Raw genomic sequence first — 17,022 nt, 5'->3', positions numbered from 1 at the left:
CACCGCCCTTTTTAACGTCTTATATCCATTTATTCGTTTTAGTGCGGTACATATACCCAACTGAAATAAGGCAGCTACAGTGAGCACGCTCGAACAATTTATCGGCAATACGCCTCTAGTGCGGTTACAGCGACTGTCAAAGGATCTTGATAGCGAAATTTGGGTCAAACTGGAAGGCAATAATCCGGCAGGTTCGGTGAAGGATCGCGCAGCGTTCTTTATGATCGATCAGGCCGAAAAGCGCGGTGAAATTAGTCCGGGAGACACGCTTATTGAAGCAACTAGCGGCAACACCGGCATTGCGTTAGCGATGATTGCCGCGCTCAAGGGGTACAAACTCAAACTGTTAATGCCTGAAAATATGAGCCTGGAGCGGCAGGCTGCGATGCGTGCCTACGGTGCCGAACTGTTGTTGGTGAGTCGTTCGCTTGGTATGGAAGGCGCACGTGACTTGGCGCAGGAGATGGGCAGTCGCGGCGAAGGCAAAGTGCTGGACCAGTTTAACAATGCCGATAATCCGCTGGCGCATTTCACCACCACTGGCCCTGAAATCTGGCAGCAGACGGCGGGGCGCATCACCCATTTTGTCTCCAGCATGGGCACGACCGGCACCATTACCGGCGTAAGTCGTTATCTTAAAACGCAGAGCCCTAACGTGCGTATCGTGGGTTTACAACCGGACGAGGGCAGCAGTATTCCGGGTATTCGCCGCTGGCCGGTGGAATATCTGCCGGGGATTTACCGGCCAGAGCTGGTCGATGAGGTGATCGATATGGCACAGTCGGAAGCCGAAACGACCATGCGTTTGCTGGCCCAACAGGAAGGCATTTTCTGCGGCGTGAGCTCGGGTGGGGCGGTGGCAGGGGCTTTACGTGTTGCAAAAAGCAGCCCTGGCTCGATTATCGTGGCGATAATTTGTGACCGTGGCGATCGCTATCTCTCCACGGGTGTGTTTGATTAACCCCGGCAGGCCAGATCTCTGTTTCTATACTAGGCTCCTGATAGTCTCCAGAAAGATCCGTTCCGCAGGCTGATATTGGCCATTTCATGCAATATCAGTGATTTTATCGGGCTAAAAAGCCGAATTTCTGTGACCAAAGCCGGTAAAGGGTAAAAATAGAGTAAATGCTGCTGCGACTTTGCCAGATAGCGGTAAAAATAGGCGGAAATATGTTAGGCGGAAAAAAATAATGAAAATTCTGTTAGTCGATGACGATCTTGAACTAGGTACCATGCTGTGCGAATACCTTATTGCCGAAGGGTTTGATGCCAATTTGGTATTGAGCGGCAAAGCGGGGATTGAAGGCGCGATGTCTGGCGATTACAACGCGATGATCCTCGATATTATGTTGCCTGATATGAGCGGTATCGACGTGCTGCGCCAGGTGCGTAAAAACAGTCGTCTGCCGATCATCATGCTCACGGCAAAAGGGGACAACATTGACCGCGTTATCGGACTGGAAATGGGCGCCGATGACTATATGCCAAAGCCTTGCTACCCGCGTGAGCTGGTGGCTCGCCTGCGCGCCGTGCTGCGCCGTGTTGAAGAACAGCAGGACACGCACTCGGACTCTTCCAGCATTCATTATGGTGATTTAACCCTAAATCCAGCCACCCGCAGCAGTGAATGGCAGGGCGTGACGTTTGACTTGACCGCTTCAGAATTCAATCTGCTTGAGCTACTGCTTCGCTCTCCTGAGCGCGTGGTGTCCAAGGACGAGCTGTCCGAAAAGGGATTGGGCCGTCCTCGTGAAGCCTATGACCGCAGTATTGACGTCCATATCAGCAACATTCGTCAAAAATTGGCCTCGCTTAACGGGGGAGAAATAATGACAATCGAGACGGTGCGAAGCATTGGCTATCGAATCAGGTAGACGCCTGCGCGGCAGGCTTTTTTGGAAGATATTGCTGGGCTATTGGTTAACTTTCATTATCATGACTCAGGTGCTGTGGGCGGTATTTACCTTCTATTATCACCACGAGCCACCCGAAAGCAGCATCGCCCGTCGCTTCGTCAAACTGCAAATTACGTCGGCGGTTTCGACGCTTCACACCGGTGGACTGCCGGCGCTAAATGCCATGATAGCCGACTGGCCCACAGACGATCGGCGCCTGTTTTCGGTAGAACCTTCAATGATCCCGGTTAAAGGGCAGACGCTGGACGACTTGGAGCCAGGACAAATCCCTCACGAAATTGTCGAATTCGTTCAGGCACCCAACGGGCAGGGCTACAGACTGCGCTACAACGTCGAGGGATTGATGGATGAATATAGACCTAAACGCGAGAGACACGTGTTCAATATGCCACCTCCATTTTTATGGATTGGGGGAATTGGTGGGCTGCTGTTTAGCGCAATGCTGGCTTGGAACCTGACGCGTCCGATGCTGCAAATGCGTAAGGCTTTTGGACGCGTTTCTGATGGGGATTTATCGGTAAGGCTTTTTGCGACGATGGGTCGCCGACACGATGAGCTTTCTGAAGTTGCCCGCGATTTTGACTCGATGGCCGAGCGTCTGCAAGTGCTGGTAAAAGCTCGCGAAGAGCTGTTGCACGACGTGTCGCACGAGTTGCGTTCGCCGCTGGCGCGCCTGCAGCTGGCGATTGGTTTGGCGCGACAAAATCCGCTTAACGTCGAAACATCATTGCAGCGAATAGAACACGAGGCGGGAAGGCTCGACAAGATGATCGGCGAGCTGCTGGCATTGTCACGCACCGAGCACAGCAATATGCCGGACGAAGAGTACTTTGATCTGCACGGGCTGGTTGAGGCGGTGGTAAACGATGCGCGCTATGAGGCGCAGCTTCCCGGTGTTGATATTGTCTTGAACAGTCACGACCTTGCAGATCAGGACTTTACCGTCAAGGGTAATGCCGAGCTGATGCGCCGTGCGATTGACAATGTGGTGCGCAATGCGCTGCGTTTTTCGGCACGCGGAGACGCGGTGAGCGTTTCGCTGTCAACCGAGGAAGATTATTTGTGCGTTGAAGTGGCGGATCGTGGGCCTGGCGTTGAGGAAGACAAGCTGTCGAGCATCTTCGATCCATTCGTCAGGGTTATGTCTCCGCTGTCAGGCAAGGGATACGGTCTTGGGCTGGCGATCACTAAGAAAGTGATGGTAGCACACCATGGAAAAATTGAAGCGCGTAACGGGTCACCCAGAGGGCTTATCATCGATCTCAAGGTTCCACACTGGAAACATCTGGTCTGATTAAGCTCAGGTGACTGAGCAAGCAACAGGCAAAAAAAAACGGCGCTCAAGGCGCCGTTTTTTTATCTGCGTGATATCACTTCTTGATACGAATGATCGGCGTTTCGCCAACGACTACAGTACCAGTAAGTTTAATCAGCTCTTTAATCTCGTCCATGTTGGAGATAACAACCGGAGTCAGGGTCGACTTGGCTTTCTCTTCCAGTAGCGCCAGATCAAACTCGATAATCAAATCGCCTCTCTTCACACGCTGGCCTTCTTCGGCAATGCGTTTGAAGCCTTCACCTTTCAGCTCGACAGTGTCGATACCGAAGTGAACAAACAGCTCAATGCCGCTGTCGGATTCGATTGAGAAAGCATGGTTAGTTTCAAAGATTTTACCGATGGTACCATCTACAGGCGCGACGATTTTGTTGCCCGCTGGTTTGATAGCAATACCATCACCAACGATTTTTTCAGCAAATACAACATCGGGAACGTCTTCAATATTGACAATCTCACCAGAGATTGGCGCATAAATTTCTATTGTGCCAACGTCTTTCTTATCATCAGAAACCAATGATTTTAATTTATCGAACAAACCCATGATCTTCTCCTAAGCATTAATTTGGGCAGCTTTCCAGCAACGCGCAATTAGCAGAGTGTTTTTTCTTCAATGAATTTGTTAACCAAATTCATCAACTCTTGCGCCGTAGGTTGGGCCAGAGCCTCTTCTGCCAGCGCCTTCACATCTTCGAAGTTTGTATTACGAATAATTTTCTTGATGCGTGGGATTGAGATTGCGCTCATGCTGAACTCATCTAAACCCATGCCCAATAAGAGAAGTGTAGCACGTTCATCACCTGCTAGCTCTCCACACATGCCAGTCCATTTACCTGCGGCATGTGATGCATCAATAACTTGCTTAATAAGTGCAAGAACTGACGGGGACATTGGATTATAAAGATGAGAAATCAGTTCATTACCGCGATCTACTGCCAGAGTATACTGGGTAAGGTCGTTTGTACCAATACTGAAGAAATCAACTTCTTTTGCCAAATGATGAGCAATCACGGCAGCAGCCGGTGTTTCCACCATCACGCCAACTTCAATTGTCTCGTCAAAGGCTTTAGATTCTTCGCGGAGTTGTCCTTTCAACAGCTCCAGCTCGGCTTTCAGCTCGCGTACTTCCTCAACGGAAATAATCATTGGGAACATGATGCGCAGTTTGCCGAAGGCGGAAGCACGTAAAATTGCACGCAGCTGGTCGTGAAGAATCTCTTTACGATCCAGACAAATGCGGATTGCGCGCCAGCCAAGGAACGGGTTTTCTTCTTTCGGCAGGTTCATGTATGGCAATTCTTTATCGCCACCAATGTCCATGGTACGGACGATAACCGCCTGAGAACCCATGGCTTCAGCCACGGCTTTATAAGCCTGGAACTGCTCTTCTTCGGTTGGCAGGCTGTCGCGGTCCATAAACAGGAACTCGGTACGGTACAGGCCTACGCCCTCCGCGCCGTTACGCTCTGCGCCCGCTACGTCACGCACGGTGCCGATGTTTGCGCAAACTTCCACCTGATGCCCGTCCAACGTAATCGCCGGCAGGTCTTTCAACTTGGTCAGTTCGTCTTTTTCGCTGATGTACTGGTTTTGATCCGCTTTCAGTTGCTCAATAACTTCTGGCGTCGGGTTGACGTAGATTTTATTGTTCACGGCATCAAGAATCAGATAATCATCGTTTTTAACCTGTTTGGTCACGTCGCTGGTGCCAACAATCGCAGGCAATTCCAGTGAGCGCGCCATGATTGAGGTGTGTGAAGTACGGCCACCCAAATCTGTAATAAAGCCCAAAACCTTGTTCAGATTCAGCTGCGCGGTTTCTGAAGGAGTCAGGTCGGTGGCGACCAGGATAACTTCGCTCTGGATAGTACCCAAGTCGATAATCGGCATGCCCAGAATGTTTCTCAGCAGGCGTTTACCGATGTCACGCACGTCGGCCGCACGTTCTTTCAGATATTCATCGTCAAGCTCTTCCAGCGCCTTGGCCTGGCCTTCAATAACGGAGTAGGCGGCGGCGTCAGCAGTGGATTTGTCATCTTTGATGAGGGCTATGATTTCTTGTTCTAGCTCTTCGTCTTCCAACAACATGATGTGGCCTTCGAAGATGGCTTCTTTCTCTTCACCGAAGGTCTCGCCGGCTTTGGTTTTGATCGTTTCCAACTGTGCAGAAGCTTTCGCACGGCCAGACAGAAAACGCTCAACTTCCTGACTGACGTTCTCAGGAGAGATTTTTTTCCGGTCGATGACAATTTCATCTTCTTTCAGCAACAACGCCTTGCCGAAAGCAATACCGGGAGATACTAAAATGCCTGAAATCATAACCCTACCTTACTGTTGACTGGTGTTAACTCTTTTAGAGACCGTTAAGGACATTCTTACGCGATATAAGTTATTGGCTTAGAGAGTAAAAACGTCCTGATACAGCCTCTCTGACTAAGCTTCTTACTCGAGCTCTGCCATCAGTTTTACCAAGTGTTCGACGGCTTTTTGCTCGTCTTCACCTTCTGCGGAAAGAGTAACAACAGTACCCTGAGTCAGACCCAAAGTTTGCAGTTTGAACAGGCTCTTGGCGCTGGCGCTTTTACCGTTAGAGGTCACGGTGATGTCTGAAGTGAAGCCTTTGGCTTCTTTGACAAACTGTGCAGCAGGGCGAGTATGCAGACCATTTGGAGCAGTAATAGTAACTTCTTGCTGGAACATTGATGTTTCCCCAACTTAATTTAAAGTAATGTTGTGGAGCTAAAGTCTAGTCCAAGGACGCCACTTTAGCTTATGAGATAGCGCCTGACTATTGACCATGCGCAAGCTCCGATGCAACAGAAAAAACAAAAATTCGCACGCAGGGATAAATCCACTGACACTGTGCAAAAGCTTTTTCCATTCTGTTTCCATTATGCCGCCATTTACTAGGCTGTAACAAATCAGTAAATCGATTCAGCAGTAAGCAATTCTTTCGGCGATTAATTTTGCGCATCGAAATAATTGATGGGTTAAATACTAAACCTAGCGGCGAAAATCAATCATGAAGTGCTATAAACTTTGATGTAGGCCACAAAAAAGCACCCGTTAAGGTGCTTTTTTAATCACTTCAATCGAGATGGCATTATTGTTGCAGTTCTTTTTCAGTAAACAAATCTGCAAAGAGTGCGGTACTTAAATAGCGTTCGCCAGAGGACGGCAGGATAACCACGATAGTCTTGTCAGCAAACTCAGGTTCCTGCTGCAGTTTGACGGCGGCGGCAACGGCGGCACCTGAAGAAATGCCGGCAAGAATACCTTCTTCTTCCATCAAGCGACGTGCGTACTCGATTGATTCATCGTTAGTAATCAGCTCAACGCGGTCCACCAGCTCTAAATCCAGGTTGCCAGGGATGAAACCTGCACCAATGCCCTGAATTTTATGCGGGCCAGGCTTCACTTCCTGACCTGCCAACGTTTGGGTGATAACCGGAGAGTCGGTAGGCTCGACGGCAACCAGCGTCACGCTGCTTTTTTTACTTTTTAGATAACGACCGGTGCCGGTGATGGTGCCGCCGGTGCCTACGCCCGCGATCAGCACGTCTACGTCACCGTCGGTATCTTCCCAAATTTCAGGCCCGGTGGTTTTTTCGTGAACTGCCGGGTTGGCGGGGTTGCTGAACTGCTGCAGAATGAGATAACGCACAGGATCACTGGCCTGAATCTCTTCAGCCTTGGCGATGGCGCCTTTCATCCCCTTCGAACCTTCTGTCAACACCAGGTTTGCGCCCAGCGCCTTGAGCAGCTTGCGGCGTTCCACGCTCATGGTTTCAGGCATGGTCAGCGTCAATTTGTATCCGCGCGCGGCGGCAACGTAGGCCAGCGCGATGCCCGTGTTTCCGCTGGTAGGCTCAACCAGCTCGATGTCTTTAGTCAGAATGCCGCTTTTTTCAGCTTCCCAAATCATATTTGCGCCAATGCGGTCTTTTACACTGAAGCTCGGATTGCGTGATTCGACCTTAGCCAGAATGCGGCCATTGCCAATACGATTCAGGCGAACCAGCGGCGTATGGCCGATTGTTAATGAATTATCTTCAAAGATCTTGCTCATAGCCTGTCCTTAACCTTATGTCGACGTGTCTTGGGGACAATGTTTTGAAATTACGAGGGAAACGTAAAAAGCATACTCGAACGCCTTCCCCAGTGAAGTAAAGAATTAGTATAAGATATGTGAATATGAAATATGTTTTGATTCTAGTACAAAAGCCCTAGCGCCTGGCTGTTTCGGCGAGGTGAAGGTGACGATAACGATCGACCCACATCGCAGTAGCGCCGCAGACCGCAACGGGCAGAATAAGTAGGTTAAGGATCGGCACCAGCGTAAATACGCTCACCAGTGCGCCAAACTGTAGGTTGTCGATTTTATTGCGACCCAGCGAACGGCGCATATCGGCGAAACTGACCTTATGGTTGTCAAAAGGGTAGTCGCAGTATTGAATAGACAGCATCCAGGCACTGAAAAAGAACCACAGCACCGGCGCCAGGGTTTGCCCCACGCCGGGAATAAAATGCAGTATCAGCAACAGCAGCGCGCGGGGCAGGTAGTAGGCAAGCTTTTGCACTTCGCGTTTCATGATGCGCGGCAGGTCTTTCATTATTCCCCAGATACCGGCATCGGGGATCGTTTTACCGGTTAGGCGTGCCTCAAGCTGTTCTGCCAACAGGCCGCTAAACGGCGCGGCAATCAAATTCGCCAGCGTGCTGAAGAAAAAGCTGAACACCAGCAAAACCGAAACGACCGCAATCGGCCAGATGAGATAGTCCAGCCAGCGCAGCCACTGCGGCACATGCGACATCAAGGACGGGATCCACTGACCCATCTTGGTGAACAGCCACCAGAAGGCGCCACCCATCAATAAAATATTGACGATAAGCGGAATGATGACAAAACGACGGATACCCGGCAGGGAGATTAATTTCCATCCTTGCGTGAAATAGTGCACACCGTTGACTTCTGATGACGACATAACAGAAATTTTCTCTCTAAATTGAATAGGCTGGGCTATCATATCGATATGATTTTGCACTGACTAGGCACTTGTTGAGTGAAAAGTAGTCAAACAGGATGCAACAATCATGTTTATTAGCATAAAACAGTGTCCAGACTTGCACTTATCAACTCAGGCAAATAGAGTTAGATAGGTGAATGTTTGCCGCCTTGGCAATGAATAATTACCTTATCGGTAAAGAACAACAGAGATAGCAATGATGCAGGACTTGCGTCTGATATTAATCGTTGTTGGTGCGATCGCCATAATTGCGTTGTTATTGCACGGTTTGTGGACCAGCCGTAAAGAACGCTCTTCGCTTTTTCGCGATCGTCCAGCTAAACGAGTGAAAAAAGAACGAGAGCAATCCCCGAGCGAAGATTTCGCTGATGGGGTGGGTGAAGTGCGTGTGCGTGCAGCCCATCCTCATGAGGAACCTTCTCTGGGAAGCTATGACGAAGCTGAGAAATATGCCCCGATGCATGCTGAGCCAAAACATGCACCGCAGGCACCTGCTCCTCAGCAGACGCCCGTGCAGCATGCACCGCAGCCTCGACCAGTGCCTCCCCAGGCGCCGGTTCAGCAGCCGCATTCTGCCGTTCAGCAAGACGATCCGCTGTTAAGCGGGTATTCAGTTGCCGAGCCTGTTCATGCGCCGCGCCGCGAAGCGCCGGTTGAGCATCATCACGACGCTCAACATGCTCATGGACATTCAGCGCCTGTTCCTCCGGCAGAAATTCACGCGGATGCCGCGCCTGCTGCCCGCGCTGAACCGCAGGCTTTCGAGCTTGCCGAGCCGGAAGCGTTGCCGGTCAAAGAAAAATTGAAAGAAACCGTCCTTGTGTTGCACGTTGCAGCGCATCAGGGTGGCGTAATCGGCGGCGAAGTCTTGTTACAGAGCGTATTGCAGGCTGGTTTCCAGTTTGGCGCGATGAACATTTTCCATCGTCACGTAAGTCCGGCAGGCAGCGGTCCTGTGCTGTTCAGTCTGGCAAACATGGTGAAGCCGGGTTCATTCGACCCAGAGAATATGTCTGATTTCTCAACGCCGGGTATCACGCTGTTTATGATGGTGCCGTGCTTTGGCGATGCCCATCAGAACTTCAAACTGCTGCTCCAATCTGCTCAGCGCATTGCTGACGACGTGGGCGCCGTAGTGTGGGACGATGAGCGTCGAATGATTACGCCGCAGAAGCTAGAAACTTATAAAGCACGCATCCGCGAAGTGTTGGAAGCGACTGCCTAAGTTCTTCGAACGCGCTTTGTATGCGCTACAATAAGCCAAACTTCTTACTAACCCCCGCCTGTCGGGGGTTTTTTATCTTCATGATGGTGAGCTATGGCCACAATTCAACAACAAATAAATCAACTGCGCAGTCAGCTGCGTCACCATGAATATCAGTATCACGTGCTGGATGCCCCCGAGGTTCCCGACGCTGAATACGACCGATTGATGCGCGAGCTTCGCCAACTCGAAGAACAACATCCCGAGCTTATCACCCCAGATTCACCGACCCAACGCGTGGGCGCCGCACCGCTTTCAGCTTTTGACCAGGTCAAACATCAGGTGCCAATGTTGTCGTTGGACAACGTTTTTGATGAAGAAAGTTTCCTGTCGTTTTATAAACGCGTTCAGGACCGGCTTAAAATTTCTACCGCGCTGACCTTTTGCTGCGAGCTTAAACTCGACGGTTTGGCGGTGAGCCTGCTCTATGAAAATGGTGAGCTGGTGCAGGCCGCCACGCGCGGTGACGGCACGACCGGTGAAAATATCACCATGAACGTGCGAACTATTCGCGCTATCCCTCTGCGTTTGACCGGTGAAAATATCCCGGCTCGCCTTGAGGTGCGCGGTGAAGTGTTTATGCCGCAGCCTGGATTTGAAGCGCTGAATGACGAAGCGCGCCGGACGGGTGGAAAAGTGTTTGCCAATCCGCGCAACGCCGCCGCAGGCTCACTGCGCCAGCTTGACCCGCGTATCACCGCCAAACGTCCTTTGACCTTCTTCTGCTATGGCGTTGGCGCACTTGAGGGCAGTACGCTTCCTTCCAGCCATTTGCAGCGTTTACTGCAGTTCAAACAGTGGGGATTGCCGGTCAGCGACCGTGTAAAACTCTGCACCGGCAGTGATGAAGTACTGGCGTTTTATCGTCAGGTTGAGCAAGACCGCGCGCAGCTCGGCTTTGACATCGACGGCGTAGTGGTCAAAATTGATTCTCTTGAAACGCAGGAGACGCTGGGTTTTGTCGCCCGTGCGCCTCGCTGGGCGACGGCTTTCAAGTTTCCTGCCCAAGAGCAGATCACACAGGTGAAAGACGTTGAGTTTCAGGTGGGCCGCACGGGGGCTATTACACCGGTTGCGCGTCTTGAACCGGTGCTGGTGGCGGGCGTAATGGTCAGTAACGCCACGCTGCACAACGCCGATGAGATTGAACGTCTGGGCCTGCGTATTGGCGACACGGTGGTAGTGCGCCGCGCCGGAGACGTCATTCCGCAGGTCGTGGGGATTATCGCCGACCAGCGGCCTGAAGACGCCCGTGAAGTCGTGTTCCCAACGCACTGTCCTGTATGTAATTCCGACGTTGAGCGGGTGGAAGGTGAGGCGGTGGCTCGTTGCACCGGTGGCCTGTTCTGCGGCGCGCAGCGTAAAGAGGCGCTCAAACACTTTGTCTCCCGTCGCGCGCTGGACGTTGACGGCATGGGTGATAAAATCATCGACCAACTGGTTGAGAAAGAGTATGTCAAAACGCCGGCTGATTTGTTCCGCCTGAGCGCAGGTATTATGACTGGGCTTGACAGAATGGGGCCAAAGTCTGCACAGAATCTGGCAAAAGCGCTCGAAAAGGCTAAGGAAACCACCTTTGCACGTTTCCTGTATGCGTTGGGGATCCGCGAAGTCGGTGAAGCTACCGCCGCGAATCTGGCATCGCATTATGGCAGCATTGATGCTCTGCGTGCCGCCGATGTCGACTCTCTTAAGCAGGTGCAGGACGTGGGTGACGTGGTGGCAAAACACGTGGTCAACTTCTTAGCCGAAGATCACAACATTAAGGTGATTGACGATCTTCTGACTTTCGTTCACTGGCCAGCGCCGCAGGTCATTGTGGCCGAAGAAATCGACAGTCCGTTTGCCGGTAAAGTCCTGGTGCTCACCGGCTCGCTGTCGATCCTCTCCCGCGATGAAGCAAAAGATCGTTTAACCGCACTGGGCGCAAAAGTGACTGGCAGCGTGTCTAAAAAAACCGATATGGTGATCGCCGGTGAAGCCGCGGGATCCAAGTTGGCGAAAGCGCTTGAGCTGGGCATTCAGGTTATCGATGAAGAAGAGATGATCCGTCTGCTGGGAGAGAGCGAAGGGGGATAACAGCAGTGGAAAAAGAAAATTTAATCGAAATCGCTAATACGGTGATGCCGTTCGGCAAATATCAGGGAAGAGTGCTGATTGACCTGCCCGAAGAGTATTTGCTGTGGTTTGCCCGCAAAGGTGAGTTCCCTGAGGGTAAGCTCGGCATGCTGATGGAAATGACGCTGGCGATAAAAATCGAAGGACTGCAAGATTTACTCACCCCGCTTAAACGCGGTGGTCATAAATCACATACTGAATAAGTCGCTGATATAACAACTACGCATTAAAAAAGCCGGTCATTTCTCTGACCGGCTTTTTAGTTTTTAACGCGGTTAATTAATTCAGTTTTGCCTGAACGGGCGCGGTAGTATCGCTCTTTTCTCGCTTTTCATTTTCCAGCTTCAACTGCTTATTGTGATAGCGTTTTGCCAGCACGGCGCAAATCATCAACTGAACCTGATGAAAAATCATCAGTGGCAGTACCATCATCCCAATCGCGCTGACCGGGAACAGAATGTTAGCCAGTGGAATACCGTTTGCCAGGCTCTTTTTCGATCCGCAGAAGACAATAGTAATTTCCTCCGCTTTATTAAAGCCCATCCAGCGCGCCATATAAGTGTTAAACACGATAACGATCGCCACTAAAATCACACAGACTACGACGATAAACGCGAATGAACCGAGGCCCACTTTGTGCCAGATCCCCTGCGTTACGGCTTCGCTGAAGGCGGTGTAAACCACCAGCAAAATCGAAGTTCTGTCGGTTTTACCGATCATCTTTTTATGCTTATCGACAAATTTGCCAATCAGCGGACGCAGCAGGTGCCCGGCCATAAACGGCACCAGCAGTTGCAGAATGATGTGCCACATCTGCTCTAGACCATTGCCGGTATCGCCCTGAACGTGCATCAGCATGCTGACCAGCAGTGGCGAAACAAAAATACCCAGTAGGCTAGAGGCCGAGGCGCTGCATACTGCGGCCGCGACGTTACCGCCAGCCATTGAGGTAAAGGCAATCGCCGACTGCACGGTGGCAGGCAACACGCACAGGTAGACGAAGCCGGAATAAATCTGCGGACTTACATCAACGGGGTGCCACCACTGGAACAGCAGCCCAAGGATCGGGAACAGAATGAAGGTGCTGAACATCACCCAAAGATGCAGGCGCCAGTTGTTACTGCCCTCAAGTATTGCAGCGCGTGAAAGTTTGGCACCGTGCATAAAGAACAGCAGGCCGATGGCGAAAATTGTCAGGTCATTGAAGGCAGTAATATAAATACCGCGTGCTGGCAGGAAGGTCGCCAGAAGAACAGTGGCTACCAGCATCATGGTAAAGGTATCAGGCAAAAAACGCAGGACTTTCATAACGGTCTCATTATTTTGTAATCAATAGGGCTATTTTGTGCTTTTCGAGTAGAATTATAAAATTGATTTATTTAATCCATTAATGAATTTTTTTCATGAATTATTCTCTCAAACAGCTTAAGGTTTTTATCGCCGTCGCCCGCTACGGCAGTTTTAGCCGCACCGGCGAGGTTATCGGCCTCGGACAGTCGGCAATTAGCCACAGCATCAAAGAGTTAGAGTCAGAAATGGGCGTGCGACTGCTTGACCGCACCACGCGAGAAGTGGCCCTTACCGATGCGGGACGTCGACTGGCAAACCGCGTTGAGCCGCTGCTTGATGAACTGCACGCCATGCTGCTGGACACGCGCAGTTTTGGCACTGAGCAGAACGGTCGGGTACGCATAGCCTCAAGTCAGACTATTTCTGCCCATCTCATGCCGCAGTGTATCGCCAGCGGTGGCGATCTGTTTCCTGATATTCAGATTTTACTCAGGGATCAATCACAGCAGTTGGTATTAAACAGCGTGCGCAATGCCGAGGTGGATTTTGGGATTGTCATCGATCCTGGCTACAGCACCGACCTTGATACGGAAGTGATTCTGCACGAGCCGTTCCTGCTGCTGTGCCGCGAGGATAACCCTTTTGCACAGATGAGTTCCGTGCCTTGGACGGCATTGAATGAGGCTCGATTGGTGCTGCAAGATTACTCGTCGGGAAGCCGTCAACTGATAGACAAGGCGCTTGAGGAATTCTCAGTAAAAACTCAGGTTATTCAGGAAATAGGCCACCCAGCAACGCTGTTTCCAATGGTGGAAGCGGGGATTGGCATCAGCATATTCCCCGCACTGGCACTGCCGCTTCCCTCTGGCAGTCAGTTGGTGATTCGCCCGCTGTTACCCGAGGTAAACCGCGCATTGATGTTGGTGAAAAGAAAAAATCGTTCTTTAACGCCCGCTGCGTTAGCCATTTGGCAGGTGGTAAAACAGCAGGCACAGGCACTGACCGACAAGCGAGAAAGGGTTGGCCTAAACGTTCACTCGACCTAAATTTTTACGCTCAAGCCAGGCCAGCGGCGGATCCAGCCTTTTTCGCGTGCTCGCGCAAGCAGCACGTCGGGCTGGCCATGCTTAGGATTGGCACTGATGGTGTAACCAAACAGGCTTTCAATACCTAAAGGAGCCACCAGCTCCAACTGACTGTTAGCGTCGAGTTTAACCCCAATGGCGGTTTCAACCTCGACCCAGTAGCTGATGGCATCACTGCTAGACGTATATGGCTCGCGACCATATTTCAGGTGCATTCTTGCCTGATTTTTCACTGACCACGGCAGGGGGATCAAGTCATTTAGCCGTTGCTCATATTCGCGGTCTGCTTCAGGACTCAGGTTGGCAGGGTTGAAATAAATCACATCAATATCATTAAGCGGAGTGTTTTGCGCAAGTCCGTGCAGCCTATCCCACACCAGATTACGCACAAATCCAGCGGCGAGGCACCAGTCATTCAAATTTAGCGTTTGTGCGGCCTGTAAGGCCTGCATGCGCATCTCGTCCTGCTTTATCCATTCGATAATTTTTTTCTGCTTCATGTCGTCTCTCCATAACGTGACTGAATTATCCTAGCAGAACGATATTTCATGCCTATGAAAAATACTCTCTTTTGTTATCTGAATTTCATATGACGTCCCGTTTCTGACGGAATGCTATTTTTGTAGCCCGTACTGCTAACGTGTCGTCGAGCATGACTCACAGCTTGGGTGGTGAAAAATAGCTACGCTATATATGAAGCAGTGGGGTAATTCACGGTTTTTAGGGAGTGCTATGTACCAGACCACCTTAAGTCATCGCAGCTATCGGTTTCGTGATTTACGAGATCTGATGGCCAAGGCATCACCGGCGCGGTCTGGTGACTATCTGGCCGAGATTGCCGCCGAAAGTGCAGAAGAGCGGATGGCGGCGAAAATGGCGCTGGCCGAATTGCCACTCAAAGTATTTCTCCAGCAGGCGCTTATTCCCTATGAAGAGGATGAGGTCACGCGGCTGATTGTTGACAGCCACGATGCCGTGGCTTTTCACGAAATATCGCATCTTACCGTAGGTGATTTTAGAGACTGGCTGCTCAGCGAAAAAACTGACTCGGCGGCATTGGCGCGGGTCGCGAAAGGTATCACCCCTGAGATGGCGGCGGCAGTCAGCAAACTGATGCGCAATCAGGACCTGATTTTGGTGGCGAAAAAATGCCGGGTGATCACCCGTTTTCGCAACACCATTGGACTGCCTGGGCACATGAGTGTGCGTTTGCAGCCTAATCATCCAACCGATAATCTACAGGGCATCGCGGCCAGCATGCTGGACGGGCTGCTTTATGGCTCAGGTGATGCGGTCATTGGCATTAATCCGGCCAGTGACAGCCTGCCGTTGCTGGAAAATCTCAACTACATGCTCGATGACGTCATTAGCCGTTTTGAGATCCCGACCCAGTCGTGCATTTTGACCCACGTGACCAATACGATAAAGCTTATTGAACGTGGTGCCCCGGTGGACCTGGTGTTTCAGTCTATAGCGGGAAGTGAGGCGGCCAACAGCGGTTTTGGTATCAATCTGGCGCTGCTTGAAGAGGCACAGCAGGCGGCGCTGAGCCTTAAGCGCGGCACGCTGGGTGACGACGTGATGTATTTTGAGACCGGACAGGGCAGCTGTCTCTCGGCCAATGCGCATTTTGGTGTTGACCAGCAAACCTGCGAAGCCCGTGCCTACGCCATCGCTCGTCGATTTTCGCCACTTTTAGTGAACACCGTGGTTGGTTTTATCGGTCCTGAATACCTTTACGACGGCAAGCAGATTATTCGTGCCGGTCTTGAAGACCATTTTTGCGGCAAGCTGCTGGGCGTGCCGCTGGGTTGCGACGTGTGTTATACCAACCACGCCGAGGCGGATCAGGACGACATGGATACCCTGCTGACTCTGCTAGGCGCGGCGGGTCTGACTTTTCTGATTGGCGTGCCCGGCGCCGACGACATTATGCTGAATTATCAGAGCACTTCATTTCACGATGCGCTGTACATTCGCGAGCTGCTGGGCCTGAAACATGCGCCGGAGTTTGCTGTGTGGCTCGAGAAAATGAAAATAATCGACGAGCTAGGCAGGCTGCGAGATGCACGGGCATCCCACCCGTTGCTGAGCCAACTGCCGCAGTTAGGAGTCCAATCATGAGCAAAGAGGAAGAAAAGCAGGTGATGCAGTGGGTGCATGCCAATCCGTGGGAGGCGTTGCGCAAATTTACCGCGGCCAGAATTGCATTAGGTCGCACTGGGGCGAGTTTGCCAACCGATGAGGTTTTGCGGTTTGGTTTGGCTCACGCTCAGGCGCGGGACGCGGTACATCAGCCTTTTCACAGTGAGGAACTAGAACCTGAACTTCACGCATTGGGCCTGAAGACCCTGCGCGTTGAAAGCGCGGCGGCCGACCGCACTACTTATCTTTGTCGTCCTGACCTGGGTCGCAGACTGTCCTCTGACAGTCGAGATTTTTTACAGTCTCTGCCTCATGAGCCGGCAGATTTAGTGCTGGTGGTGGCTGATGGTCTATCATCAAAGGCCGTTCACCGGCAGGCCGTGCCCTTGATTAAGGCGTTGATGCCTTATCTTCATCAGCTAAACCTAAAGGTAGGGCCGGTGATATTGGCACATCAGTCTCGCGTTGCACTGGGTGATGACATTGCCGAGTCAATGAAAGCCAAAGCGGTCGCCATTTTAATCGGTGAGCGCCCCGGCCTTTCATCGCCGGACAGTCTGGGCATCTACATGACTTGGGGGCCGCACACTCGGCGTATGGAGTCAGAGAGAAATTGCATCTCAAACGTACGTCCCGAAGGGCTGGACTATCCTCAGGCGGCGTTTAAGCTCGCCTGGCTACTGGAGCAGGCATTTCATCGCCAACTGTCTGGGGTGGATCTCAAAGATGAGAGTGATAATCCTGCCCTGCGGGGAAAAGTGGTTTTTATAAACTAGGGTAGAGATTTTACCTCACCCATTAAGACTCGATTTTATTGCGCTGGAAACATCCAACAGTGTCT

General features: G+C 51.4%; 16 protein-coding genes. 9 read left to right on the top strand and 7 right to left on the bottom strand.

The window, feature by feature from the left end; translation table 11 throughout:
* Nucleotides 1-79 precede the first annotated feature (79 nt).
* The 3 genes from cysM (at nucleotide 80) to BS639_RS12550 (ending at nucleotide 3,210) form a co-directional block, all read left to right on the top strand.
* Nucleotides 80-961 (top strand): cysteine synthase CysM, encoded by an 882-nt coding sequence (gene cysM / locus BS639_RS12560; protein WP_084983228.1) that lies wholly within the window; start codon nucleotides 80-82, stop codon nucleotides 959-961.
* A gap of 229 nt (nucleotides 962-1,190) precedes the next feature.
* Nucleotides 1,191-1,874 (top strand): response regulator transcription factor, encoded by a 684-nt coding sequence (locus BS639_RS12555; RefSeq protein WP_055773845.1) that lies wholly within the window; start codon nucleotides 1,191-1,193, stop codon nucleotides 1,872-1,874.
* Entirely contained in the window at nucleotides 1,855-3,210 is a 1,356-nt protein-coding gene (locus tag BS639_RS12550; RefSeq protein WP_055773843.1) for a HAMP domain-containing sensor histidine kinase, read from the top strand. Before BS639_RS12555 ends, BS639_RS12550 begins: the two co-directional genes overlap by 20 nt.
* Before the next feature lie 76 nt (nucleotides 3,211-3,286).
* Here the strand turns inward: BS639_RS12550 and crr are convergent, their stop codons facing one another.
* The 5 genes from crr to cysZ form a co-directional block, all read right to left on the bottom strand.
* Complete coding sequence (crr, locus tag BS639_RS12545) at nucleotides 3,287-3,796, bottom strand: PTS glucose transporter subunit IIA (protein WP_055773840.1); 510 nt, start codon at nucleotides 3,794-3,796, stop codon at nucleotides 3,287-3,289.
* Nucleotides 3,797-3,843: 47 nt separating this feature from the next.
* Nucleotides 3,844-5,571, bottom strand: a complete 1,728-nt coding sequence (ptsI, locus tag BS639_RS12540; RefSeq protein ID WP_084983227.1) for a phosphoenolpyruvate-protein phosphotransferase PtsI — start codon at nucleotides 5,569-5,571, stop codon at nucleotides 3,844-3,846.
* A gap of 123 nt (nucleotides 5,572-5,694) precedes the next feature.
* Nucleotides 5,695-5,952, bottom strand: coding sequence for a phosphocarrier protein Hpr (gene ptsH, locus BS639_RS12535; protein ID WP_003038086.1), 258 nt, complete (start codon nucleotides 5,950-5,952; stop codon nucleotides 5,695-5,697).
* Between the two features lie 403 nt (nucleotides 5,953-6,355).
* On the bottom strand, nucleotides 6,356-7,321 hold the full coding sequence (gene cysK / locus BS639_RS12525) for a cysteine synthase A (RefSeq protein WP_084983226.1): 966 nt from the start codon (nucleotides 7,319-7,321) through the stop codon (nucleotides 6,356-6,358).
* 157 nt (nucleotides 7,322-7,478) lie between these two features.
* Nucleotides 7,479-8,237 (bottom strand): sulfate transporter CysZ, encoded by a 759-nt coding sequence (gene cysZ / locus BS639_RS12520; RefSeq protein ID WP_139804093.1) that lies wholly within the window; start codon nucleotides 8,235-8,237, stop codon nucleotides 7,479-7,481.
* Between the two features lie 238 nt (nucleotides 8,238-8,475).
* On the opposite strand from cysZ, the gene zipA reads away from it, so the two are divergent.
* From zipA to BS639_RS12505, 3 genes are all read left to right on the top strand, one after another.
* Nucleotides 8,476-9,504 carry a cell division protein ZipA gene (gene zipA / locus BS639_RS12515; RefSeq protein ID WP_084983225.1) on the top strand — a complete coding sequence of 343 codons (1,029 nt, stop codon included), beginning with the start codon at nucleotides 8,476-8,478 and terminating at the stop codon, nucleotides 9,502-9,504.
* Between the two features lie 93 nt (nucleotides 9,505-9,597).
* Nucleotides 9,598-11,622 (top strand): NAD-dependent DNA ligase LigA, encoded by a 2,025-nt coding sequence (gene ligA / locus BS639_RS12510; RefSeq protein WP_084983224.1) that lies wholly within the window; start codon nucleotides 9,598-9,600, stop codon nucleotides 11,620-11,622.
* Between the two features lie 5 nt (nucleotides 11,623-11,627).
* Complete coding sequence (locus tag BS639_RS12505) at nucleotides 11,628-11,864, top strand: DUF3820 family protein (protein WP_055773827.1); 237 nt, start codon at nucleotides 11,628-11,630, stop codon at nucleotides 11,862-11,864.
* A gap of 76 nt (nucleotides 11,865-11,940) precedes the next feature.
* Here BS639_RS12505 and BS639_RS12500 read toward each other — a convergent pair whose 3' ends face one another.
* Complete coding sequence (locus tag BS639_RS12500; protein WP_233427665.1) at nucleotides 11,941-12,960, bottom strand: bile acid:sodium symporter family protein; 1,020 nt, start codon at nucleotides 12,958-12,960, stop codon at nucleotides 11,941-11,943.
* Nucleotides 12,961-13,064: 104 nt separating this feature from the next.
* Here BS639_RS12500 and BS639_RS12495 point away from each other — a divergent pair, with 104 nt between their 5' ends.
* Nucleotides 13,065-13,997 (top strand): LysR family transcriptional regulator, encoded by a 933-nt coding sequence (locus BS639_RS12495; RefSeq protein WP_084983222.1) that lies wholly within the window; start codon nucleotides 13,065-13,067, stop codon nucleotides 13,995-13,997.
* On the opposite strand, the gene BS639_RS12490 is transcribed toward BS639_RS12495, so the two are convergent.
* Nucleotides 13,994-14,536, bottom strand: coding sequence for a nucleotidyltransferase family protein (locus tag BS639_RS12490; protein ID WP_084983221.1), 543 nt, complete (start codon nucleotides 14,534-14,536; stop codon nucleotides 13,994-13,996). The genes BS639_RS12495 and BS639_RS12490 overlap by 4 nt on opposite strands.
* A 232-nt stretch (nucleotides 14,537-14,768) precedes the next feature.
* On the opposite strand from BS639_RS12490, the gene BS639_RS12485 reads away from it, so the two are divergent.
* Both BS639_RS12485 and eutC read left to right on the top strand, forming a co-directional pair.
* Nucleotides 14,769-16,160, top strand: a complete 1,392-nt coding sequence (locus BS639_RS12485) for an ethanolamine ammonia-lyase subunit EutB (RefSeq protein WP_084983220.1) — start codon at nucleotides 14,769-14,771, stop codon at nucleotides 16,158-16,160.
* Entirely contained in the window at nucleotides 16,157-16,957 is an 801-nt protein-coding gene (gene eutC, locus BS639_RS12480) for an ethanolamine ammonia-lyase subunit EutC (protein ID WP_084983219.1), read from the top strand. The genes BS639_RS12485 and eutC overlap by 4 nt, the downstream gene beginning before the upstream one ends.
* Nucleotides 16,958-17,022 lie beyond the last annotated feature (65 nt).

The organism is Rouxiella silvae (genome assembly GCF_002093625.1).
Classification (GTDB): domain Bacteria; phylum Pseudomonadota; class Gammaproteobacteria; order Enterobacterales; family Enterobacteriaceae; genus Rouxiella; species Rouxiella silvae.
The sequence above is the reverse complement of the archived record's forward strand: the minus strand, read 5'-3'. Positions and strand labels throughout refer to the sequence as shown.

What these genes read in the sequence shown, in the direction of transcription:
- crr (WP_055773840.1), bottom strand. Translation starts at nt 3,796, where the DNA reads ATGGGTTTGTTCGATAAATTAAAATCATTGGTTTCTGATGATAAGAAA.
- cysK (WP_084983226.1), bottom strand. Translation starts at nt 7,321, where the DNA reads ATGAGCAAGATCTTTGAAGATAATTCATTAACAATCGGCCATACGCCG.
- zipA (WP_084983225.1), top strand. Translation starts at nt 8,476, where the DNA reads ATGATGCAGGACTTGCGTCTGATATTAATCGTTGTTGGTGCGATCGCC.
- ptsH (WP_003038086.1), bottom strand. Translation starts at nt 5,952, where the DNA reads ATGTTCCAGCAAGAAGTTACTATTACTGCTCCAAATGGTCTGCATACT.
- cysZ (WP_139804093.1), bottom strand. Translation starts at nt 8,237, where the DNA reads ATGTCGTCATCAGAAGTCAACGGTGTGCACTATTTCACGCAAGGATGG.
- ligA (WP_084983224.1), top strand. Translation starts at nt 9,598, where the DNA reads ATGGCCACAATTCAACAACAAATAAATCAACTGCGCAGTCAGCTGCGT.
- BS639_RS12495 (WP_084983222.1), top strand. Translation starts at nt 13,065, where the DNA reads ATGAATTATTCTCTCAAACAGCTTAAGGTTTTTATCGCCGTCGCCCGC.
- BS639_RS12490 (WP_084983221.1), bottom strand. Translation starts at nt 14,536, where the DNA reads ATGAAGCAGAAAAAAATTATCGAATGGATAAAGCAGGACGAGATGCGC.
- ptsI (WP_084983227.1), bottom strand. Translation starts at nt 5,571, where the DNA reads ATGATTTCAGGCATTTTAGTATCTCCCGGTATTGCTTTCGGCAAGGCG.
- BS639_RS12555 (WP_055773845.1), top strand. Translation starts at nt 1,191, where the DNA reads ATGAAAATTCTGTTAGTCGATGACGATCTTGAACTAGGTACCATGCTG.
- BS639_RS12485 (WP_084983220.1), top strand. Translation starts at nt 14,769, where the DNA reads ATGTACCAGACCACCTTAAGTCATCGCAGCTATCGGTTTCGTGATTTA.
- eutC (WP_084983219.1), top strand. Translation starts at nt 16,157, where the DNA reads ATGAGCAAAGAGGAAGAAAAGCAGGTGATGCAGTGGGTGCATGCCAAT.